Genomic DNA, 22,190 nt, shown 5'->3' with positions numbered 1-22,190 from the left:
GGAGCGGTATGTCATCCGCGGCCCCGCGGTCGTGCACGTGCGGGTGGGGCGCGGCTTCGCCGGGCGGGGCCACCGCCCGCTCCTCCACGTGCCCGCGGTAGCGTCATCGGGTGACGGATGCCGCGGCGGAACCGCCCCTCGCCCGCGGGCGGTCGGGTGTCGTCGCGGCGCTGTGGGCGTCGACGCACCCCGGCCCCACGCTCGTCGTCACGGTGCTGTCGCTCGCGCTCGGGGTCGCCGCCGGCGTCGAGACCTGGTCCCTCGTGCTGCTGGTGCTCGCGGTGTTCGCCGGACAGGTGTCGGTGGGGCTGTCGAACGATGCCATCGACGCGGCGCGGGATGCCGCGGTCGGGCGCACCGACAAACCGATCGCCGGGGGAGCGGTCGCCGCCGGCCGTGCGCTGGCGGTCGGTGTGGGGGCGGTCGTCATCGCGTTGCTGCTCTCGGTGCCGCTCGGGCCCGGTTTCGTCGCCGCCCACGCGATCGCCCTCGCCTCGGCGTGGGCCTACAACGCAGGCCTGAAGTCGACGCCCTTCTCCATCGCGCCGTTCCTGTTGAGCTTCGGACTGTTCCCCTCGTTCGCTCCCCTTTCGTCGGCCGCGCCGGCGCTCGCGGCGCCGTGGGCGACGGCCGCGGGCGCGGCACTGGGGGCGGCCGTCCACCTGACCAACGTGGTGCGCGACCTCGACGACGACCGCCGCACCGGCATCCACGGTCTTCCGCACCGGCTCGGCGCGCGCCCGTCCGTGCTGCTCGCGGCCGTCGGGATCGTGATCGGTGCGCTCGCCGTGCTCCTGGGTGCGGGGGTGAGCGTGATCGGCCTCGTGTTCTTCGCGGCGGTGGCGGCCGTGGCCCTGGCGACGGTGGTGCGGGTGCTCGTCCGGCCTCCCGGTCGCGCTGTATTCCAGCTCACGATGCTCGCAGCGCTCTTGCTCGCCACGCAACTGGTCGTTGCCTGAGGGTTCGTCCCTCGCGCCGCCCTCCCGGGCGCTCCCGTATCGCCTCCCGCGCGCGATCCGGAGGGTCGAATACGCGCGATGCACCGCACGTGAACGCGATCGGAGACGAATGGAAACGCTTCCGCTACCATCGACGACTGAGCGGCCACCGCCGCCGTCAGGTGGTGATCTGTGCACGCCGACGGTCGACGTGGGCCTCGATGAGGAGGTCTGTCATGCTGTCCAACCTGTCCAGCGTCCCCCACCACGACGGGTCCGAGGCGTATGTCTCGACCCTCGCCCCGGTGCTCGGCGACGTGGTCTCCGTCGTTCTCCGCGTGCCGAGGAGCAGCGGCGTCCAACGCGCGCTCCTGCGCACCTGCATCGACGGAGAGCAGGCCCTCATCGAAACCCACGTCGACCGCGAAACCCCGCACGACGTCTGGCTCCGGGCCGAATTCACCGTCGAGAACCGTGTCGTCAACTACCGGTGGCTGCTGGATGGCGTGCCGAATGCGTACCAATGGCTCAATGGAGAAGGTCTGCACCAGCACGACGTGACCGACGCTGCGGACTTCCGCATCACGACCCACCCCGCCCCGCCGAACTGGGCGCGGGATGCCGTGCTTTACCAGATCTTCCCCGATCGGTTCGCGAAATCGATGGACCGGGCCGCGCCCGACTGGGCGATCGCGCAGGAATGGTCGGATGCCGTGATCGGCGACGGTCCCGAAACGCCGTTCCAGTACTACGGCGGCGACCTCGACGGGATCATCTCCCACCTCGACCACATCGCCTCCACCGGAGCGAACACCCTTTATCTGACGCCGGTCTTCCCGGGCCGATCGAACCACCGTTATGACGCGTCGACGTTCGACCACGTCGACCCGCTGCTCGGCGGCGACGAGGCCCTCGTGAGGCTCTGCGACGCCGTGCATGCCCGCGGGATGCGCATCATGGGCGATCTCACGACCAACCACAGCGGCGACGGTCACGAATGGTTCCGCCGTGCCGTGAGCGACGCCGGCTCGCCGGAGGCGAGCTACTTCACCTTCACCCACCACCCGCACGATTACGTCTCCTGGTTCGGGCACTCCTCGCTGCCGAAGTTCGACCACAGCAGCCCCGCCCTGCGAGAAGCGCTCTACGAGGGGCCGGGATCGACCGTGGCCCGCTGGCTGGGTCCTCACGGCCTCGACGGATGGCGCATCGATGTCGCCAACATGACCGGGCGCCTCGGCCCCGTGGATCTGAACCACGAGGTCGCAACCGCGATCAACGCGACCATGGCGAACGCGCATCCCGAGTCGTTGCTGCTCGCGGAACATTCGCATGACGCTTCCGCGGATCTTCTCGGTGACGGGTGGCACGGAGTCATGGACTACGCCGGCTTCTCCCGTCCGCTCTGGCAGTGGCTTCGACCTCCCGCGCCGATAGAGCTCCAGCCCGGCCCCTTCACGCCCATTCCCACCCTGGATGGGCACGCGATGGTCGCTGCCATGCGCGCCTTCGACGCCGCCGTGCCGTGGCGCTCTCGAGCGCACGCGTTGACCCTGATCGGCTCGCACGACGTCGCCCGGGTCGCGACCTTCCTCGAGCGGGACACGGACCTCGTCACCGTGGCCTTCGGGATGCTCGCCGCCATGCCCGGCATCCCGATGCTCTGGGCCGGAGACGAGATCGGGCTGGAGGGAGTGAACGGGGAGGACGGCAGGCGCCCCTTCCCCTGGCAGGACCCCTCGCAGTGGGACACCGCTCGGCTGGCGCAGACGCGAGCTCTGTTCGGCGCGCGCGCCGGCAGCGCGGCTCTCCGACGCGGCGGGCTGCGCTGGCTGGCCGTCGGTGCCGACGTCGTCACGTTCGTTCGAGAAGCTCCGGATGAGAGCGTCCTCGTGCACGCGGCACGATCACCGCACGAACCGGTTCTGTTGTCACCGGGAATCGCTGACGGCATTCTTCACGGTCTGGCGGGTACCGCCGACGTGAAGACCGACGCCGACGGCGCTCTTCGGCTCCCGGCACACGGTCCGGGTTTCTCGATGTGGCGACTGCCCTAGCTGCCCGACGGCGTCCGGGGATTTGTTGCAGCACCCGACGATTTCGGCGCCTTCTCGATCGCGAGCCCCCGTAACAAATCTGTGACCTTCCGAGCAATGGAAACGCTTCCAAAGTAGCCGCCGTTGGCGTTACTGTCCTACTCAACGCAGAGCCGCGTTCCTCCGGGATCGCGCTCTTCGCCCACCGATTCCCTGAGGAGCATCATGCGCAAGACCGCACCGGCCGCCGTTCTGGCCGGCCTCTCCCTGCTGCTGGCGGGTTGCACCGCAAGCGGCGGAGGCACCGCCCCCACCGCCGACGCCGGAGCCTCGCCCGACTCGACCGCCGCTGCCCGCGGCGGCGAGGACCTCGTCATCTGGGCCGAGCCCACTCGCGTCGACTACATCCAGAAGCTCGCCGACGCCTTCGCCGAGGAGAACGGCATCACCGTCGGAGTCCAGGGCATCGTGGACACCCGGCAGAGCTTCATCACGGCCAACTCCGCGGGCAACGGGCCCGATGTCGTCGCCGGTGCGCACGATTGGATCGGACAGCTCGTCCAGAACGGCGCCATCGACCCTCTGCAGATCTCCGCGAGCGATCTGCAGGGCTACCTCCCCGTGGCCGTGCAGGCCGCCACCTACGACAGCCAGCTGTACGCGCTGCCGTGGGCGGTCGAGTCGGTCGCGCTGTATTGCAACACGGCCTACGCGCCCGGCACCTACGCCACCATCGAAGACGTCATCGCGGCGGCGCAGCCGGCCGTCGATGCCGGAACCATCGAGGTTCCGATGATCCTCCAGCAGGGCGAACTCGGCGACGCGTACCACATGCAGCCCCTGTTCACCTCCGCCGGCGGATACGTCTTCGGCCGTGACGCCGACGGGAACTACGACCCCTCCGACCTCGGACTCGACACGCCGGAGTCGATCGCCGCTGCGCAGAAGATCGCCGCGCTCGGCTCCGCGGGTGACGACACCATCCGTACCTCGATCAGCAGCGACAACTACCTCTCCCTGTTCACCGAGGGCAAGGCCGCCTGCATGGTCTCCGGCCCCTGGTCTCTCCCCGACGTCAAAGAAGCGCTCGGCGATGCGTACACAATCCAGCCGGTTCCCGGGTTCGCGGGTGGGGCCACGGCTCAGCCGTTCATGGGCGCGCAGGGCTTCATGGTCGCGTCCGAGGGCAAGAACAAGTCCTTCGCGCAGGAGTTCGTGACCAACTACCTCAACAGCGACGACGCCATGCAGCAGCTGTACGACCTGAGCGGCCAGCCGCCGGCCTCTTCGGCGGTGCTCGCGGGAGTCACCGACGAGGACGTCCTGAACTTCGAGAGCGCGGTCACCAACGCCGCGCCGATGCCCGCCATCCCGGCGATGGCGGAAGTGTTCGCACCGCTCGGCCTGGCCTGGGCCGCGATCATCAGCGGCGAGGACCCGGCCGCCACGATGGACAGCACGAAGAAGACCATCGCGACCGCAATCGGCGACAACTGATCGGGACGGCGGTGGGGCGGGAGGTCGCTCTCGCTCCACCGCCGTCGCCATCCCACCCTGGACCCCGTGGGGTCTTCGCAATGAGCTTTGGAGCGTGACCCGTGGCTATCCAGTTTGACAACAGAGCGCAGAAGAAGAAGAGCAGTCGTCTCGATCCGAGCTCGCCGGGGGAGAAGCAGCCCACGACCGTGAGCGGACTCCTCGTCAGGATCCTCTGCCTGGGGATCATCGCCGCTCTCGCGGTCATGTTGACCCCGGCCCTCATCAGCACCGGCCAATGGGCGTTCCTCGCGGTCATCTGGGGAATCGTCGCGGTGCTCGTGGTGGTCTACGCCACCAGACGATTCGTCCCGGCGAAGTACCTCGTGCCGGGAACGCTGCTGCTCGTCCTCTTCGTCATCTACCCGATCATCGTCACGTTCCAGCTCTCGTCCACCAACTACGGCGACGGCACACGGACGACGAAAGAAGTCTCGGTCTCGCGAATCATCGCGAACTCGGCCGTGCAGGCCGATGGCGCACGCACCTTCAATCTCTCGGTCGGCAGCGAGGGCTCGTCCACCGGCGGTCCCTACACGTTCCTCCTCGTCGACGAGTCGACCGGTGATGCTTTCGCGGGCAGCCCCGACGGCCTGCGCGAGCTCGATCCCGGCTCGGTCACAGTCGACAACGACGTCGTCACCGCGGCCGACGGCTACACGATCCTGAGCAGAGTCGAGGTCAACGAGCTGAGCCAGGGCGAGGGGCCGCTGGTGGGCTTCGCCGTCCCCACGGACAACGGCGTGATCACCCAGCAGGGCTTCCGCGCCGTCGAGCTCTCCTCGCCCCTCGTGTACGACGAGGCGACCGACACGATCACGAACACTCAGACCGGTGTCGACTACTCCCCGGTCCAGGTCGGCGACCGCAAGTACTTCACCAGCGCGGACGGCGAGCGGCTGTCGGACATCTCCTGGGGTGAGAACGTCGGTTTCGGGAACTACATCCGGGCCTTCACCGACCCCGCCATCAGCGGCGATTTCCTCGGCATCTTCGCCTGGACGCTCATCTTCGCCGTGCTCTCCGTCGCGACCACTTTCGCGCTCGGACTCTTCCTCGCCACCGTCCTCAACGACGACAGGGTGAAGGGCCAACGGGCGTTCCGATCGACTCTGCTCCTGCCCTACGCCATCCCCGCATTCATCTCCCTCCTCGTGTGGTCGAGCTTCTTCAACCCGGAGTTCGGCCTCATCAATTCGACGACCGGCCTCGGGATCGACTGGCTCGGCGACCCGTTCTGGGCGAAGGTGGCCGTGCTGCTGGCGAACCTCTGGCTCGGGTTCCCCTACATGTTCCTGGTGTGCACAGGAGCGCTCCAGGCGATCCCGTCCGACCTCAAGGAGGCGGCGTCGATCGACGGAGCGACCGGGCTGACCAACTTCCGCAAGATCACGTTCCCGCTGCTGCTGGTCGCCGTCGCCCCCCTGCTCGTCTCGTCGTTCGCGTTCAACTTCAACAATTTCGGTGCGATCTTCCTCCTCACGGAGGGCGGCCCATTCAGCCCCGATAATCCGACAGCCGGGGGCACCGACATTCTCATCAGTTACACCTACCGCCTCGCCTTCGGCGGCGGAGCACAGCAGATCGGCTTCGCCTCGGCGATCTCCGTGATGCTCTTCATCCTCACCGGCATTCTCGCCGCCATCCAGTTCCGCGCCACGAAGAAGCTCGAGGAGTACTGATGACACAGGTCAACCCCCAGGCGGGCCAAGTCGTCCCCTCCGCAACCCTCACCGATCCGAACGAGAGCGGCCCGGTCTTCCAGCACCCGCAGATGAACAAGATCTCGCGTGGCCGATGGTTCAAGGAGGTCGGCTGGCGCTACATCGTCGGCGTTCTGGCGGTCGTTTATGCGCTCATTCCGATCGTCTACATCCTCTCGGCGTCGCTGAACCCCAACGGCAGTGTGTCGTCGGCGTCGATCCTGCCGACGGCGTTCAGTCCCGAGAACTACATCGCGTTGTTCACCGACCCGACGTTGCCGTTCGCGCGCTGGTTCCTGAACACGGTGATCGTCGCCACGGTCGTCGTCGTCGTCTCGATCTTCTGCAGCGCGGCCGGGGCGTACGCGTTCTCGCGATTCCGTTTTCGAGGGCGCCGGGGAAGCCTTTTCGCTCTCCTGCTCGTGCAGATGTTCCCGCAGTTCCTCGCAGCGGCCGCCCTGTTCACCATCTTCACGACCGTCGGACAGGTTGCGCCGTTCATCGGGCTGGACACCCTGGCGGGTTACATCGTGGTCCTCCTCGGCGGCGCTCTCGGCCAGGTCTGGCTCATCAAGGGCTTCTTCGACTCCATCCCGCGCGAGCTCGACGAAGCGGCGATCATGGACGGCGCGACTCACACGCAGGTGTACTTCCGTATCATCCTGCCGCTGGTGACGCCGATCCTCGCGGTGACCGGGGTGCTCTCGTTCGTCAGCGTGATCGGTGAATTCATCCTCGCGTCCATCTTCCTTCGCGACACCGAGGTCAAGACTCTCGCGGTGGGCCTGTACGGTCTGCTCGACTCCGACAGGACCGGCAACCTCGGCGTTTTCGCAGCCGCGGCAGTCCTCACGGCCGTACCCGTCGTGCTGTTGTTCCAATACCTCCAGCGCTACATCGTCGGAGGCATCACCGCGGGGTCGGTCAAGGGCTGAGCTGCGCCCCCACCACGGGGCTCGGGCGAGCGAGTTCCGTGGTGGGGTGGGGGCGCACTCGCGCTGGGCTATCCTCACGTTGAGCGGTCCGGACCCAGCCGAGGCCTCAGGAAGCAGGGGCATCATGGTCGGTATCGAAGACGTGGCCCGTGCGGCCGGCGTCTCGGCCGCGACCGTGTCACGTGCCCTCACCGGTCGCGGATCCGTCGCTGGTCTCACTCAGAAGCGCGTCGTCTCCGTAGCGGCCGATCTCGGCTACGTGGCATCGGCCACCGCAGCCGGACTGGCGACGGGGCGATCCCGCGCGATCGGCATCATCGTGCCGATGGTGCGGCGGTGGTTCTATGCGTCGGTGCTGGAAGAGGCGCAGAACGAACTCATCCGCGCGGGATTCGACCTCACCCTGTACAACCTCGGCGGTGGCGCGGACACCCGCGGGAGCGTCTTCACCCAACTCCTCCACCGAGGCCGCACCGACGGGCTGATCGCGATCAGCCTCGAGGTCGGCGCGGAGGAGGCGCGCAGTCTGCTCGCCGTCGGGAAGCCCGTCGTCTGCGTCGGCGGTCCCATCGCCGGACTGCACACGCTCAGCGTGGACGACGTCGAGATGTCGAGACTCGCCACCGACCATCTCGCCTCCCTCGGTCATCGCAGGATCGCCCTGATCGGCGGTGCACCGGGGCAGAAGGACTTCCATCTCCCCGTCAAGCGACAGGTCGGCTACGAACTCGCCCTCCAGCAGAACGGCTTGCAGGTCGACGCCGCGCTCCTCGAGACGGGCAGCTTCTCGATCGAGAGCGGTTATCAGGCGGCGATGCATCTCCTCACCGATGACTCCCGTCGCCCGACAGCGATCTTCGCCGTGTCGGACGAGATGGCGATGGGAGCGATCCTGGCGGCTCGTCACCTGGGACTCCGGGTCCCGGAGGACATCTCCGTCGTGGGCATCGACGATCACGAGCACGCGCAGTTCTTCGGCCTGACCACGATCGCTCAGTACCCGGGAGCGCAGGGCGCGCAAGCCGTGAAGATCCTGCTGAAGCAGTTGGACGGCGGCGCGGGTATCGACGACCCGGGGGATCACACCTCTCAGCCGTTCGACCTGATCGTTCGATCGAGTACTGCTGCGCCGTCTGACGCCCGGTGAGGCGCGGCCACCCCGGGAAGTGACCACGCCGCGAAGACCGGCCCCGAGGCGGTGAGTGCCGCCCCGCCGCTCTCGTCGAACGCAAGAGCGGCGTCACCGAAGACCGACGTCGCCGAACGGGCACCCGCGAGCACGACGGGGTCGAGGTCGACGACGACATCGCCGAGGGCGGCGAGGACCAGGATCGACTCCCCCTCTCCCTCGCGGAGGAAGACGATCGCGTTGTCGTCCACGTGGACCCAGCGCAGGCCGCCGTCGCCGAGGACGTGGTGGTCACGGCGCACGGCGACGAGCGAGCGATACAGCGCGAACCGGGCCGCACGCCCGGGTTCATCGACACGATGCCAGGGCATCGGCGTGCGACTCATCTCACCGTCGACGCCCTGCTCGCCGAACTCGTCGCCGGCCCACACCACGGGGACCCCTGGAAGGGTCATCGACAAGCCGACGGCCAACGGGATCACGGCGGCATCGGCGTGCGTGGCGAACCGGGCGGTGTCGTGACTGTCCAGGGTGTTCATCGTCCCCAGGCGCACCGACCAGGGGATGCCGCTGAGGAAGCGGTTGTGCGTCTCGACGAACTGTCGTGCGGTGAACCGCGGGATCTGCGCGACCGGCTGACCGAAGTACCAGGGAGCCGCCACCGTCTCCCCTTGCGCATTCCGGTACGGCGTCGTCGATGTCTCGCCGAGCCAGTTCCAGAGCGGTCGAGTGAAGGGCACATAGGTCATCGCACCGTGCCACGCATCGCCCTGCAGGTCGTGTGTCGCGTCGGCCGTCGACTCCGCGACGAGGTATGTGTCGGGATTCACGGCCGTCATCGTGCGGCGGATCGCGCGGCGGACGACGGCGTTTCGATCCTCTGCCCTCCGGCGTCCGGTCATGTTGGCGACGTCGATGCGCCACCCGTCGAGCGAGAACGGCGGGTGCATCCACCGAGCGACGACGGAATCCGGGCCGTCCACGAACCGGCGAGCCAACTCCGAACTCGCCCAGTCGAATTTCGGGAGGCTCGGGAATCCCAGCCAGGACGTGTACTGCGTGTTGGCATCGTCCGTGAAGTAGTAGAAGTCCTCCTCCGCGGCGCCCGGATGCCCGTATGCCGCACGGAACCAGTCGTGTCCGTCGCCCGAGTGATTCACGGTGAGGTCGCCGATGACTCGAATCCCGCGATCGTGCGCGGCCGCGATGAGACCCGCGTATGCCGCATCGCCGCCGAGAACCGGGTCCACGTGGTCGAAGGTCGACGCGTCGTACCGATGGTTGGAGGAGCCGGGGAAGACCGGCGTGAGGTACATCACCGTCACACCGAGATCGACGAGGTGGTCGAGGTGTTCGCGGATGCCGTCGAGATCGCCACCGTAGAACTGCCGCGTTCGCGCGGGGGACACCGGATCCACGGGATCGTCCCACGCCGCGGGAAGCGCCCACGAGGGCACGGGTCGACGGTCTGCCGTGGCCGACCGCGCGAATCGATCGGGGAAGATCTGGTACATCACCGCACCCGGCAGCCATGACGGGGGAGGGTTGTCCGCGACGAGCGCGAAGTCCTCGGAGTCGCGGGTCTCGATGGCGGACAGCCCGGCCTGGTTGAGCCAGACGACCCGGTTCCCGGAGAGGGTGAGCATCCACCGATACCCCGTACGCGGGTTCGCGACGGGCAGCGGCGCCTCCCACCAGTGCCACCCGTCGACGGTACCGAGCGGGCGTGCTTCGACGAAGAAGGGCTCGGCGTCGGCCGTCGAGCGGATCCGTACGGCGACCACGTCCTCGTGCTCGACGGGTATCCGAAGTCGCACGCGAACGAGATCCCCCATCTGGGGAGAAGACTCCGAAACGTGCAGTGGTGAACCGTCGTGATGGGGGAGCAGGGGGTTCATGCGACGACGCTAGCGTCGCAGGGACCTCATCGGGAAGAACCGCTCATCGTCGCGCCGACGCACGCCACGTGGTCACGCTCCCCGCGCCGCCCGGTCGAACCGCATCGCGTACGCGCGCGTGAACGCCGCCCCGCCCGGTCCCCGCAGGAGCGTCCGCAGCGTGCCGGTCCGCATCCGGTGCGCTGCCGGACCCGCCGCGCGCCCGAGCAGGGTGTTGAGGAAGGCCAGTCGCGCCGCGTGCCGGGCCGAGGCGAGACGGTCGCGTTCCCACCGGGCCAGGGACGCGTCGTCGCCCCGCCGCACCCACGGGGCCAGCAGCGGGGAGAGCGTGAGGGCATCGAGAAGACCGAGGTTCATGCCCTGCCCGCCGATGGGACTCACCTCGTGCGCGGCGTCGCCCACGACGACGATGCGCCCGCGCCGGAGGGCCGGGGCGACCGCGCGCCGCACGCCGAACGAGGAGGCCCCCGCGATGTCGACGTCGACTCCGGTGCGGGCGGCGACCGCGTCGCGGAGGAAGCCGTCGGCATCCGCCACCTCGTCCGATCCGGCCCACGCGACGAGCCGCCGACGCCCCCCGGGCAACGGGAACGACTCCACAACGCCGTCGCGTTCGAGGTGCACGCGCGCCACCGGACCCCCGGATGCCACGACATCGGCCATGACGTAGCGGTCGGGGTAGTGGAGCGTGCGCACGGCCGCCGGGCGGTAGACCAGTCCGCGTCCCGCCCAGCCGGATGCCACGACGACCACGCCGGCGCGCAGTACGGCCCGTCCGTCGGGTCCCGCCACCTCGGCCCGCACGCCGTCGCCGTCGGGATGCAGCGCCTCGACGGTTGTTCCGTGGCGCACCGGAGGGGCCAGAGCGGACAGCACCCGCATCGTGTCGGTCTGCGCCAACGCCGCGACGTAGGGATGCCGCGCCCGCAGGCTGTCGAAGCGGATCTCGGCGATCACCCGTCCGTCGGCGCGCGCCTCGCCCCGGGCGATCTTCACCGCTTCGGCGCGGATGCCGTCTGTCGCGCCGCACGCCTCGAGCAGCGCCAGAGCGGGGGAGTGGATGCCGATGGCGCGTGTTCCGCCGCCCGCGTCGGCGCGACGTTCGACGACCTCGACGTCGACTCCCCTGGAGTGCAGGTCGGCGGACAGGGCGAGGCCCACGGGTCCCGCGCCGACGACGAGTACCTCAGGCATCGGCATGCGCCCGTCCGCGGGCGACGGCGAGCACGCGGAACGGTGCCGGCGTCTCCACCCGCCACGGGGAGCCGAGCGCGGCGGCCAGTTCGGGCGCGCGATAGCTGCGACGGATCGAGCGCAGTCCATCGACGCGCAGGAACGTGCCGGCCGAAAGAGGGGTGATGCCGACGGCGTAGAGGGCGTACGCCGGACGGCTGCGCGCGATGTCGGCGTGCAGGACGGCGCCACGCGACAGGGCGAGCGAGTCGTCGGCGAACGAGCGCAATCCCTCGGTGTCGAGATGGTGCAGCACATGGTTGCTCACGACGAGGTCGAACCTCTGGCCCGCCTCCAGCAGCTCGCGCGAACCCGCGGCGACGAACCGCACGCCCGACCGTTGCCGTTCGAGGGCGGCGGTGTGCGCGCGGGGGTCGGGGTCGGCGCCCACCCAGTCGACGGCGAGACCGTCCCGGGCGGCGAGGGCGGCGAGGCGCACGACGACATCGCCTCCGCCGCAGCCGAGATCGAGTACCCGCGCCCGACGACCGAGCGAGCGCAATTCGGGCGCGACGTGCTCGCGGTACACGCGTCCCCAGGCGGACACGAGACGGTTCACCAGGTCGAACCGGCGGTAGGTCGCGGCCAGCGCCCGAGGGTCGCAGTCGGGGTCGTCCATGAGTTCGGTCAGCGACGTGTCGCGTCGCGACAGCCCCCGGGGCCGGGCGGCCGACGTCACGGGGCGGTTCACGCCGCCGGGCGCCGGACGGTGATCTTGGCCGCCTCGACGGTGAGTCCCGGCCCGAAGGCGAGCGCCGCGACCCGATCGCCCTCGATACGCGCGGTGTCGGCGAGCAGGTCGCGCAGGATGAACAGGAGCGTGGCACTGGACATGTTGCCGTGACGGCGTAGCACCTCGCGCGAGGGCGCGAGGGCGGCGGCATCCAGGCCGAGGGCGTTCTCGACGCGGTCGAGGATGCTGCGCCCTCCGGGATGGACGGCCCACGCGTCGACACGGTCGAGGTCTCCCACGACATCGGCGGCGATGGCGGAGATCTCCCGCCCGATGATGCGCGGCACTTCGGGCGTCAGCGTCATCTCGAAGCCCGAGTCGCCGACGGTCCACGACATGTCCTTCTCTCCCTCGTCGGTCACGTGGGTGGCGAAGTCGTCGAGGTCGAGGCCGTCGTGGGAGGCGTTCCCGGATGCCACGACCGCCGCGCCCGCACCGTCGGCGAACACGGACGCGGCGACGATCTGGTCGGGGTTCGACGACGTCTGCCAGTGCAGGGAGCACAGCTCCGCGCAGGCGACGAGGACGACCGCCGCGGGGTCGGCGCCGACGATGCGCGCCGCCAGTCGCAGCGCGGGGATGGCCGCGGCACACCCGATGAAGCCCAGGTGGTAGCGCTCGACGGACGGTGCCAGGTCGAGGTCGCGGACGAGGTGGTAATCGGGCCCGGGCGCGAACATGCCGGTGCACGAGACCGTCACGACGTGCGTCACGGCATCCGCCTCATATCCCGACCCGGCGATCGCGGCGCGGGAGGCTTCCGCGAACAGCGCGGGCGCCGTGCGGCGGTACTCGTCGTTGCGGGCTCCGGTGGGCGGCATGAGCAGCGTGTCGCCGTCGCGCACGCCGAGGCCGTCCCCGGCGTGTCCGGCCAGCTGCGGCAGCACCACGTGGCGGGTGTCGATCGCGGCGGCATCGAAGGCCGCGCCCACCAGCCGCTGGCTCTTGCGGTCGAAGCCGGGCTGTGCGGCGAAGAGGTCGCGCAGTGCCGACTGGTCTACGCGCGTGTCCGGCAACGCCGTGCCGATCGAGAGGATGCGCGCGGTCATGTCTCACAGTAGGCATGGCATCCGGTGCGCGCTGCAGGGATAGCGCACCGTGAGTGGGGCGTCTATGGTGCCGCGGGGCCGAGAGGGCGGGCGCCGGCGCCCCGACGGCATCCGCTCGGCTGAGAGTCCCGCGGGACATCGCGCCCGCCCGGTGCCATAGTTCACTCATGAGCGAGACCTTCCCGACCCCGCACGACACCCCGCAGATGACGCCTGAGGTGCTGGCCGCGTTCAGCGACGCCTGGACCCGCCGCGACCTGGACGCCCTCATGAGCCACGTCACGGACGACTGCGTCTACAGTGCGTCGGTGGGTCCCGAGCCGGGCCGCACCTGGTCGGGAAGGGAGCGGGTCCGGGAGGGGTTCGCGCTGATGCTCGCCTTCGACACCGGACAGGAACGGCACGAGGAGGAGCAGCCCCTCATCGCCGGAACCCGGGGCGCGGCGACCTGGTCGTTCACGGGCCCCGGTCCCGACGGAACGATCCTGACCACGCGCGGCTGCGACATCTACGAGTTCCGCGACGGCAAGATCGCCCGCAAGGACGCGTTCCGCAAGGTCTACCAGCCCGATCAGCCGGAGTGACGTCTCCTCGACGGCCCCGCGGTGGCCCAGCCGGTGATGAGGGTGCGGTGACTGTCGGCCCGCAGGCCCGATCCTGGCTTCTCGTCGCCCCGGCGGTGATCGTCCTGGCCTGGGGCGGCAATCACTTCCTGCCCTTGATGCAGTACTACCGGCAGGTCGAGGGCTTCTCCCAGGTCCAGGTCGACATCCTGCTCGGCGCCTACGTGTTCGGGATTATCCCGGGGTTCGCTCTGTCGGGCGCCTGGTCCGACCGGTACGGTCGGCGACCGGTGCTGCTCGTCGGGCTCGGCCTCGGTGTCCTCGGGAGCGTCGTCCTCGCGAGCTCGAGCGCGAGCTTCGTCGGTCTCGGCGCCGGGCGGTTCATCTGCGGTCTCAGCGTGGCGGCCGGGATGGTCGTCGGCACGTCGTGGATCAAGGAGCTCTCCATCGCGGAGGGGCGGTCGTCGGCGGGTGCGCGGCGGGCCGCGGGCATGCTGACGATCGGCTTCGGAGGTGGCGCGGGGATCGGCGGGGCGTTGGCGCAGTGGGGTCCGTGGCCGGCGGTGGTGCCCTATCTCGTGCAGATCGTCGCGTGCGTGGTCGCCGCCGTGGTCCTCCTCCGGGCGGCCGAGACGCGCCCCTTCACTCCCGGCGTGACTCGGCTGTACGGCGACCTGCGACTCCCGCGGTCGGCCCGACCGACGTTCCTGCGCGTCATCCTTCCGCTCGCACCCTGGGTGTTCGCCGCCCCGGCCCTGTCGTTCGCCGTCGGTCCGAGCCTGGTGAGCGGTCGCCTCCCGGGGTTCACCGTCGGCTTCGCAACGCTCGTGGTGGTCATCACGCTCGGCGCGGGCTGGGTGACGCAGTTCTTCTCGGGTCACCTCGCCACGTTCTTGCGCGGACGTATGGGGGTGGTCGGTGGCTCGCTCATCGCCCTGGGCGCCGTCCTGCTCATGCCCGCCGCCGCCCTGCAGCAGGTGTGGATCGTGCTGGTCGCAGCTCCCGTCTTCGGAGCCGGCTACGGTCTCGCGATGGTCGCCGGACTCGCCGCCGCCCAGGCACTCGCCACACCCCGGGACCTCGCCGGCATCACGGCCGTGTACTACTCGCTGACGTATCTCGGATTCCTGCTGCCGGCAGCCCTCGCAGCGTTGACCGTGTTCGCGCCGATGTGGGTGCTCCTCGGAGGGACGGCCGCTGCGTGCGCGCTGTGCACGGCGCTCGCCGCCCATGGGTTGCGACGCACCGTCACCGTCGGCTGACCCCTCCGCAGGTTCGGGCCGAGGTGTGGCGGCCGTAATGCTCGCCCGCCGCCGCCGCCGCCGCCGGTGCGCCGCGGGGCGACCTCCGACGTCAGGCCGCCATGACGCTCGGCAGCAGCAGACCCGCGATCGCCCCGCGGTAATCGTCGATCATGCGTCGCCGGTCCAGCCGCCCGCGAGCGCCGAGGGCGGCTGCGCGCAGGGTCGTCCGATGCCGGAGAGCTTCGCCCCACGCCGCCACGATCGCATCCTCGTTCCGTGATGTGACCAGCCCGAAGCCTTCGACCACGCGTGCGGCGTCGCCGACGTCGGTCGTGACGGGCACGGCCCCGGATGCCGCACCCTCGACGAGGCAGAGGGGCGACGCCTCGCCGAACGCGCTGGTGAGGGCGACGACGTCGGCGGCGCGGTACAGCTCGGGCATGTCCTCGCGCAGGCCCAGGGCGTGCAGGGGCACCTCGGCGCCGACACCGCTCTCGGAGCGCAGCGCGACGAAGGCGGGGTTGGCGGCGGTCATTCCCGCCCCGCACACGACGTAGTGCGTCTCGGGGCTGCGACGCGCGTGTCCGGCGACCGCCCGCAGGAACAGTCCCGGGTCCTTCATCGCATCGAACCTCGCGGCCAACATGATCACGGGTGCAGACTCCGGGATGCCGAGACCGGCGCGGACGCGTCGACGTTCGGCCCGGGTGCCCGGGCGGAACCGCCGCGTGTCGATGCCGTTGTCGATGACCCACGAGGTCGCGGGGGCGACGCCGGCGCGCGCGTACGCCGTCGAGGTGGACTCGGCGCACGCGATCGTCGCCGTCACCGCACCCGAGGCGGCCGCATCGGCCAGCCACCCGAGGGCGGGACCCGAGTGCGTCGGGTCGGAGCGGTGCAGACACGCGGCGATCGGACGGTCGGGCAGCAGACCCGCGCGCTGCAGGGCGACGACGAGGCTGAGGGGCTGTTCCTTCAACGACAGCACGACGTCGGTCTCGGCGAAGAGCTCCGCGGCGCGCGTCAGTTCGTCGACCGTGAAGTCCTCGGGTGCGAGGGGGCGGTCCCCGGCGATGCGGTCGAAGGCGTCGATCGCAACGCCTGCGGCCCGCAGCCGGCGAAAGCGTGTGTCGTCGCGCGCCAGCTGCAGCGAAGCGTCGCGGCGGGCGGCGGAGGTCAGCGAGAGCACGCGGTGCTGCTGCGACCCGTCGCGGGCCAGACCCGCCACGACGTCGGAGTGAAGGATGCGCGCACCACCCGCGAAGAACCCTTCGTACAACGACAGCACACGGACCGGTCGAATCATCGGGTCGCCTCCGGGTCGGGACTCCAGCACCGCGGGAGCGGTCGTCCCATGCTGAAGGCTCGACCCGGCATCGTGGGTTACGCCCGGACGACCATCGAATGAACGCCCGCGCACGCCGGGGCGGTCAGCCCGCCGGCATCCGGATTCCTCGATGCCCCCGTGATCCGCGAGGGTCGACGGCCCAGCGGGCGCCGCGGCGCGAGGCGACCTCGGAAGGGAAAAAGCCGACGCGCCGACTCCAGGGGGTGGGAGCCGACGCGCCGGGGGGAGGGGCTGCGGATCAGGCGCGGCGCAGGGCCGCCATCGACTCACCCGCGTCACGCGTGCGCGACCAGGGCCAGCGCAGCGCGGTGCGCGCGCGAGGTTCCTCGATCGAACGAGGCACGATGCCGTTGCCCATGGCGGTCGACATCGCGATGCCCCACACCGAACCCGCCTGCTGTCCGCTCTGCTGTCCGTGGATCATGGTGCTCTCCTTGCTCCCGTCTCCCGACGGGGTGCTGTTGGTCTCAGTCCTATCGTCGGTCGGGACCGCCCGCGCCCCGCTTGACAACGGCGACGAGCTGCGCGTGGCGCCCGCCGACGGCGACGCGCAGACGCGCGGAGCGCATGCTGCACGCGTCCATCGCGGAACTGGGTACGATCGGGGGTCGTGCTCCCCTCATCCGAGATCTCCTCGTCGCCCGTGCCCGGGTCGACGCTCGGACACGCCCTTCTCGCCTACGGAGAGGCGCGGCGGATCGCCGCTGCCGGGGCTCGTCGCGAGCTGGGGCTGAACGAACTCGACGCACGCGCTCTGCTGTTCGTCGCCGACAACCCCGGAGCCCGGCCTTCGCACGTGCGCGACCACCTCGGCATCACCTCGGCGGGAGTGACGACCCTCATCGATCGTCTCGTGCAGCGAGGGGCGGTACGCCGCGATCTCGACGACGACGACCGCCGTGTCAACCACATCACGGCGACCGTCGACCTCGGAGCTCCGCCGTGGTCGTCGCTGCGGGCCTTCGATGCCGACATCGAAGCGGCGATCGCGACGATCAATCCGGCCGAGGCGGGGCGGACGGCGGATCTTCTGCGGCGAATCGTCGCGACGGCCGCAGGCTGACGCACCGCGGTCTCGGCGTGCAGGACCCGACCTGGGCTGCCGCGAAGTAGCAGCTTGCCATGGGTGTCGCCGTCCCGGCGCGCGGGCGCAGTCGGCCCCGCCCGATCCAGGATGCCGCTGACGACCGGCAGCTGCGAGTCTCGGGAGCGGGGCCGGGTGCCGTAGGCAGGTCGTCCGTCCCCCGCTGGGCGGCTTCGTCCGAGGATGCCGCCGACGTCGGCGGTCGGCTCCGATCAGTCCGGAACGGAGGCGAGGAACGCCTCGGATCGCGCCTGCAGGAAGGAGCAGAGTGCCGCGAGGGTCGCCAGTTCGCCGGCGAGTGCCATGACCCGGCCGGCGGGCAGAGGGGCGGCGTCTTCACGCGGTTCGAATGTGACAGCCCACTCCGTCGAGCCCTCGGCCGCTCCGGGTGCCACGTAGAACGTCGTCGACACGCTGCGCAGACGCGCCGCGATCAATCCGGCGTCTTCGCCCGCGTCGCTGTCCTGGGGGATGACGCGCAGGATTTCTGCGTCGTCGTACCCCAGAGCGCGGAAATCGTCGACCCAGGTCTGCAACGTCGTCATTGTGCGAAACGGCATCGGCATCCCTTCGAGAAAGGCCGCCGAGCGGCGACCCCCCTCATTATCGCGGGACGGAGGGCGTCTCGGCGCGGCGTCACGAGCGCCACGCCGAGACACCGCCCGACCGACCGCGTCGGGGAACGACGAACGCTCGGTCAATGCCGCCCCGTCCCGGAGAATGCTCCCCTGCTCGGGCCGCCCGAGCAACGATGAAAAGGCGACGATGCGCGGGACGGACGGAGGTGCGCGCGTTGCGGCCACTCCTGCGAAATGCGCACCACAGCCGACTCAAAGGTTACGGTGGAGTGCGGGTGCGGGGGCATCGGTGGTCAGTACCGACTTCTTCGTCCAACGCATGAGAGCGGTCCCATACCTTCTCGTATTTCCCGGCGCAATGGTCTTGCCGCATACTTTCGGACGATTTAGGAAAAACCCGTGGAGCACACCAATATCGAAACGCGCGACGCCGAGACCGTCGAGCATCTCTGGCAGACGATCGTCCCCGGCGCGCGCATTTCGCGCGCCGAGGCGATCCAGCCGGCGCTCGCCTGGCACGCGGCATCGGAGCCCGGCTTCGGGTTCTGCGACTACACGATGGGCTCCACGATGACGGTCGAGTCCGACCCTCTCGACCAGGTCGTGGTCGGCCGCATCGCCGGCCCTCGGGTGACGGGGACGTATCGGCGCGAACGCATCGACACCGCCGTGCCGTTCATGGTGGTGGACCGCCCGATCGAGCTCGCCTTCACCGGCCGCATCGCCGGCACCGCCGTGTCCTTCGCCCGAGCGGAGTTCGACGAGGCCGCGCGTCGGCTCTCGGGCGACGACACCCTGCGCGTCCGACCCACCGGGTATGCGCCGGTCAACGAGCAGCGGCTGCGGTACTGGACACGCACGTGGGAGTACGCCCGCGACGTGCTGTTGCGCTCGCCGGAGCGCACCCCGATCATCGAGCAGCAGGCGCGGACGCTCATGCTGGAGGCCTCGCTCCTGGCCTTCCCGACCACCTTCACCGATGCCCTCGCCGCCGGCAGGCCGGCGCGTCCGCTCCCCGCTCCGGTGCGGCGTGCCAAGGCCTATGTCGAGGCCCACGCCGCCGAGCCGGTGGTGCTGGCCGACATCGCTCAGGCGGCGCGTCTATCGCCGCGCGGTCTGCAGTATGCCTTCCGTTCGGCGACGGGCCGCACCCCGATGCAGTACCTCCGCCGCGTGCGTCTCGATGCGGCTCGCGCGGAGCTGCGCAGCGCCGACCCGTCGGTGGAGACGGTGGCCGCCATCGCCGCACGCTGGGGCTTCTCCAACCTGGGCCGCTTCGCGGCGATGTACCGCGGGGAGTTCGGCGAGACCCCGTCGACGACGCTGCGGACCTGACGCCCGCCGCTCCGCACCGGCCCGCCGCGCCACGCTCTGCCTCGCCACGCGATACCGGCATCACCGCGCACCGCCCCATTCACGGCCGCACCGTCCCGGCCCGGCTATGCCGCCTCGCGCCCGGGGTCAGTGGCCCACGCCGAGCCCGCCGGTGAGGCGCCCGTGGAAGCGCCTGGCGGCGTCGTTCATCCCGTGCAGCTCGACGGCGGTTCCGAGGCGGGCGTACTTCGTCTGCACGGCATCCAAGGCTGCCACGGTCGAGGCATCCCAGACGTGCGAGCGCGACAGGTCGATCACGACGCGAGCCGGGTCGCGGTGGTAGGCGAACTTCGTCGTCAGGTCGTTGCTCGAGGCGAAGAACAGCTCGCCCTCGACGGTGTAGCGCGCGACCTCGTCGTCCGCGACGCGGGTGACGGTGGTCAGGCTCGCCACGCGGCGGGCGAACAGGACGGCTGCGGCGACGACACCCACGCCGACACCGATCGCGAGATTGTGCGTCCACACCGTGACCGCCACCGTCAGCACCATCACGATGGTCTCGCTCACCGGCATCCGGCGCAGCGTCGAGGGGCGGATGCTGTGCCAGTCGAACGTGGCGACCGAGACGACGATCATGACCGCGACGAGCACCGCCATGGGGATGATCGCCACCACATCACCGAACACCAGGACGAGAACGAGCAGGAAAACGCCGGCCAGGAAGGTCGAGATGCGGGTGCGGGCGCCCGATGCCTTGACGTTGATCATCGTCTGGCCGATCATGGCGCAACCGCCCATTCCGCCGAAGAAGCCCGACAGCACGTTCGCCGCGCCCTGGCCGAGCGACTCACGCGTCTTCGAGGACGGGGTGTCGGTGATGTCGTCGACGAGGGATGCCGTCATGAGCGACTCCAGCAGCCCCACGATGGCCATGGCCACCGCGAAGGGGAAGATGATCGCCAGGGTGTCGGGGGTGAACGGCACGTTCGGGATCAGCAACGCGGGCAGGCTCTCGGGCAACGCACCCTGATCGCCCACCGTCGGCACCGAGATGCCGAACACCACGGCAGCGCCGGTCAGCAGCACGATGGCGACGAGGGGCGCCGGTACCGCCTTGGTGACGCGCGGGAGCAGGTACATGATCAGGAGTCCCACCGCGGCGATCGGGTACACCGCCCACGGCACGCCGATGAGCTGCGGCACCTGCGCGGTGAAGATGAGGATCGCCAGCGCGTTGACGAAACCGACCATCACGCTGCGCGGGATGTAGCGCATGAGCTTGGCGACGCCGAGGAGGCCGAGCACCACCTGCAGGATGCCGCCGAGAATGACCGTGGCGAGGAGATAGTCGACCCCGTGCTCGCGGGCGACGGGTGCGATGACCAGGGCGATCGCCCCGGTCGCGGCCGAGATCATGGCGGGGCGCCCACCGAGGAAGGCGATCGCGACGGCCATCACGAACGACGAGAACAGACCGAGCCGCGGGTCGACCCCGGCGATGATCGAGAAGGCGATCGCCTCGGGGATGAGGGCGATGGCCACGACGAGGCCGGCGAGGACCTCGCGGGTGAGCAGGCGCGGTGAGCGCAGGGCCTGCAGCACGGTGGGCTCGGGCCGCGGGCGCGCGAGGACGTCGGTCATGAAGATGCTCCGGGAGGTGGGAGGGAACCCGCGTCGGCGCGGGGAAGAATAGGGGGGTCGCGATCGCGACCGATACGAACTCTACCGTAACGAGAGGGTTGCGGAACGGGGGATGCCATGACCGCCCAGCGACCGATGCAGATCGGCGAGCTCGCCGAGCGCACCGGGCTGTCCATCCGCACGCTCCGCCACTACGACGAGATCGGTCTGCTGCGCCCCTCGGCGCGGAGCGACGGCGGATTCCGGCTCTACACCCCCGACGACGAGTCGCGGCTCCTGCTCATTCGCCGGATGAAGCCGCTGGGGTACTCGCTCGAGCAGATGGGCGACCTGCTCGCCGTCGTCGGCGGGCTCGACGCCGACCCTCGCGATACGGCTCTCGCCGCCCGCTTGGCCGACATCCGCGACGAGGCCGTCACGCGCCGCGATGATCTGCGCCGCAAGCTCGACGCCGCCGACGAGTTCGTCGCGCAGTTGGAGGCGCGATGACCGTTCACGACATCGTGCTCGAGGGGCATGGCATCCGGCTCACCCCCGCGCACCCCGACGACGCGCCTGCCGCGTGGCCGCTCACCGACCCGGCCTTGTGGGCAGGGATGACGACGCCCTGGCCGGACTCGGTGGGGGCCTACGCCGACCGCGTCGCGCAGCAGCTCGAGACGCCGGGGATGTACGCCTTCACGGTGCGGGATGCCGAGACGGCGGTGATCCACGGCTCGACGACGTTCTACGACTTCGCACCGGCCCAGGGCCGGATCGAGATCGGCACGACCTGGTACGGCCGCGCGTTCCAGGGTGGGCGGACGAATCCGGCGGCGAAGCTGCTGCTGCTGCAGCAGGCGTTCGACACGTGGGTCCTGAACCGCGTGGCGCTGCGCTGTGACGCGCGCAACGCGCGCAGCGCGCGGGCGATCGAACGACTCGGGGCCACGCCCGAGGGGCGGTTGCGTCACCACCGCATCGCGCCCGACGGCAGTGTCGGAGACACCCTCTACTTCTCGATCCTGCGCGAGGAATGGCCCGCGGTGCGCGCCGGGCTGGAGGAGCGCCTGCGCGGCTGAGCGCGTGCGCCTGGCCCTGTCCCGGGCCGGACCGTGCCGGCAGGCGTGTCGCCCCAGGAGGAGATCCGGCCAGGGGAGGATGCCGCCGAGGGCGGTCTCATTGGGTCAGTGCAACACCCTGATTGAGGGGCGTGGCTGTGTTCAGCGTTTTGCGGAGTGTGAAGCGG

The 22,190-nt window shown here is 70.2% G+C and carries 20 protein-coding genes; 12 read left to right on the top strand and 8 right to left on the bottom strand.

Annotated features, from left to right (window positions below):
• The first annotated feature begins 110 nt into the window (after window positions 1-110).
• From MT347_RS07890 to MT347_RS07865, 6 genes are all read left to right on the top strand, one after another.
• Window positions 111-959: a UbiA family prenyltransferase gene (locus MT347_RS07890; RefSeq protein ID WP_243499843.1), complete on the top strand. Its 849-nt coding sequence runs from the start codon at window positions 111-113 to the stop codon at window positions 957-959.
• A gap of 215 nt (window positions 960-1,174) precedes the next feature.
• The gene (locus MT347_RS07885; RefSeq protein ID WP_243499842.1) at window positions 1,175-2,995 is read left to right on the top strand and encodes a glycoside hydrolase family 13 protein; all 1,821 of its coding nucleotides are present in this window, start codon (window positions 1,175-1,177) and stop codon (window positions 2,993-2,995) included.
• 204 nt (window positions 2,996-3,199) lie between these two features.
• A complete protein-coding gene (locus tag MT347_RS07880) occupies window positions 3,200-4,471 on the top strand; it encodes an extracellular solute-binding protein (protein WP_243499840.1) in 1,272 nt (423 codons plus the stop codon).
• Between the two features lie 101 nt (window positions 4,472-4,572).
• Window positions 4,573-6,192, top strand: coding sequence for an ABC transporter permease subunit (locus MT347_RS07875; RefSeq protein WP_243499838.1), 1,620 nt, complete (start codon window positions 4,573-4,575; stop codon window positions 6,190-6,192).
• Window positions 6,192-7,148 (top strand): sugar ABC transporter permease, encoded by a 957-nt coding sequence (locus MT347_RS07870; protein ID WP_243499835.1) that lies wholly within the window; start codon window positions 6,192-6,194, stop codon window positions 7,146-7,148. The genes MT347_RS07875 and MT347_RS07870 overlap by 1 nt, the downstream gene beginning before the upstream one ends.
• 124 nt (window positions 7,149-7,272) lie before the next feature.
• A complete protein-coding gene (locus MT347_RS07865) occupies window positions 7,273-8,295 on the top strand; it encodes a LacI family DNA-binding transcriptional regulator (RefSeq protein WP_243499833.1) in 1,023 nt (340 codons plus the stop codon).
• On the opposite strand, the gene MT347_RS07860 is transcribed toward MT347_RS07865, so the two are convergent.
• The 4 genes from MT347_RS07860 to MT347_RS07845 all read right to left on the bottom strand — a co-directional run bounded on the left by MT347_RS07860 (window position 8,238) and on the right by MT347_RS07845 (window position 13,190).
• A complete protein-coding gene (locus tag MT347_RS07860) occupies window positions 8,238-10,175 on the bottom strand; it encodes an alpha-amylase family glycosyl hydrolase (protein WP_243499831.1) in 1,938 nt (645 codons plus the stop codon). The two genes, MT347_RS07865 and MT347_RS07860, sit on opposite strands and share 58 nt — an antisense overlap.
• Before the next feature lie 72 nt (window positions 10,176-10,247).
• Window positions 10,248-11,375 (bottom strand): NAD(P)/FAD-dependent oxidoreductase, encoded by a 1,128-nt coding sequence (locus MT347_RS07855; RefSeq protein WP_243499829.1) that lies wholly within the window; start codon window positions 11,373-11,375, stop codon window positions 10,248-10,250.
• Window positions 11,362-12,027, bottom strand: a complete 666-nt coding sequence (locus MT347_RS07850) for a methyltransferase domain-containing protein (protein WP_243500470.1) — start codon at window positions 12,025-12,027, stop codon at window positions 11,362-11,364. The genes MT347_RS07855 and MT347_RS07850 overlap by 14 nt, the downstream gene beginning before the upstream one ends.
• 68 nt (window positions 12,028-12,095) lie before the next feature.
• On the bottom strand, window positions 12,096-13,190 hold the full coding sequence (locus MT347_RS07845; RefSeq protein WP_243499827.1) for a type III polyketide synthase: 1,095 nt from the start codon (window positions 13,188-13,190) through the stop codon (window positions 12,096-12,098).
• A 167-nt stretch (window positions 13,191-13,357) separates the two neighbouring features.
• Between MT347_RS07845 and MT347_RS07840 the strand changes: the two genes are divergently transcribed.
• Window positions 13,358-13,774 (top strand): nuclear transport factor 2 family protein, encoded by a 417-nt coding sequence (locus tag MT347_RS07840; RefSeq protein ID WP_243499825.1) that lies wholly within the window; start codon window positions 13,358-13,360, stop codon window positions 13,772-13,774.
• 47 nt (window positions 13,775-13,821) lie between these two features.
• Window positions 13,822-15,015 (top strand): MFS transporter, encoded by a 1,194-nt coding sequence (locus MT347_RS07835; RefSeq protein ID WP_243499822.1) that lies wholly within the window; start codon window positions 13,822-13,824, stop codon window positions 15,013-15,015.
• A 91-nt stretch (window positions 15,016-15,106) separates the two neighbouring features.
• On the opposite strand, the gene MT347_RS07830 is transcribed toward MT347_RS07835, so the two are convergent.
• Together MT347_RS07830 and MT347_RS07825 are read right to left on the bottom strand one after the other, a co-directional pair.
• Window positions 15,107-16,303, bottom strand: coding sequence for a glycosyltransferase (locus MT347_RS07830; RefSeq protein WP_243499820.1), 1,197 nt, complete (start codon window positions 16,301-16,303; stop codon window positions 15,107-15,109).
• Between the two features lie 280 nt (window positions 16,304-16,583).
• The gene (locus tag MT347_RS07825; RefSeq protein ID WP_243499818.1) at window positions 16,584-16,769 is read right to left on the bottom strand and encodes a hypothetical protein; all 186 of its coding nucleotides are present in this window, start codon (window positions 16,767-16,769) and stop codon (window positions 16,584-16,586) included.
• Window positions 16,770-16,955: 186 nt separating this feature from the next.
• On the opposite strand from MT347_RS07825, the gene MT347_RS07820 reads away from it, so the two are divergent.
• Entirely contained in the window at window positions 16,956-17,408 is a 453-nt protein-coding gene (locus MT347_RS07820; RefSeq protein ID WP_243499816.1) for a helix-turn-helix domain-containing protein, read from the top strand.
• A gap of 233 nt (window positions 17,409-17,641) precedes the next feature.
• Here MT347_RS07820 and MT347_RS07815 read toward each other — a convergent pair whose 3' ends face one another.
• Window positions 17,642-17,989 (bottom strand): hypothetical protein, encoded by a 348-nt coding sequence (locus tag MT347_RS07815; RefSeq protein ID WP_243499814.1) that lies wholly within the window; start codon window positions 17,987-17,989, stop codon window positions 17,642-17,644.
• A 417-nt stretch (window positions 17,990-18,406) separates the two neighbouring features.
• Here MT347_RS07815 and MT347_RS18385 point away from each other — a divergent pair, with 417 nt between their 5' ends.
• Window positions 18,407-19,342 (top strand): AraC family transcriptional regulator, encoded by a 936-nt coding sequence (locus MT347_RS18385; RefSeq protein ID WP_243499812.1) that lies wholly within the window; start codon window positions 18,407-18,409, stop codon window positions 19,340-19,342.
• A gap of 126 nt (window positions 19,343-19,468) precedes the next feature.
• On the opposite strand, the gene MT347_RS07805 is transcribed toward MT347_RS18385, so the two are convergent.
• Window positions 19,469-20,962 (bottom strand): SulP family inorganic anion transporter, encoded by a 1,494-nt coding sequence (locus MT347_RS07805; RefSeq protein WP_243499810.1) that lies wholly within the window; start codon window positions 20,960-20,962, stop codon window positions 19,469-19,471.
• 117 nt (window positions 20,963-21,079) lie between these two features.
• On the opposite strand from MT347_RS07805, the gene MT347_RS07800 reads away from it, so the two are divergent.
• Together MT347_RS07800 and MT347_RS07795 are read left to right on the top strand one after the other, a co-directional pair.
• Window positions 21,080-21,451: a MerR family transcriptional regulator gene (locus MT347_RS07800; protein ID WP_243499808.1), complete on the top strand. Its 372-nt coding sequence runs from the start codon at window positions 21,080-21,082 to the stop codon at window positions 21,449-21,451.
• Entirely contained in the window at window positions 21,448-22,023 is a 576-nt protein-coding gene (locus MT347_RS07795) for a GNAT family N-acetyltransferase (RefSeq protein ID WP_243499806.1), read from the top strand. The genes MT347_RS07800 and MT347_RS07795 overlap by 4 nt, the downstream gene beginning before the upstream one ends.
• The last annotated feature ends 167 nt before the right edge of the window (window positions 22,024-22,190 follow it).

Origin of the sequence: Microbacterium sp. VKM Ac-2923 (assembly GCF_022815605.1) — a bacterium.
Lineage (GTDB): Bacteria > Actinomycetota > Actinomycetes > Actinomycetales > Microbacteriaceae > Microbacterium.
The sequence above is the reverse complement of the archived record's forward strand: the minus strand, read 5'-3'. Positions and strand labels throughout refer to the sequence as shown.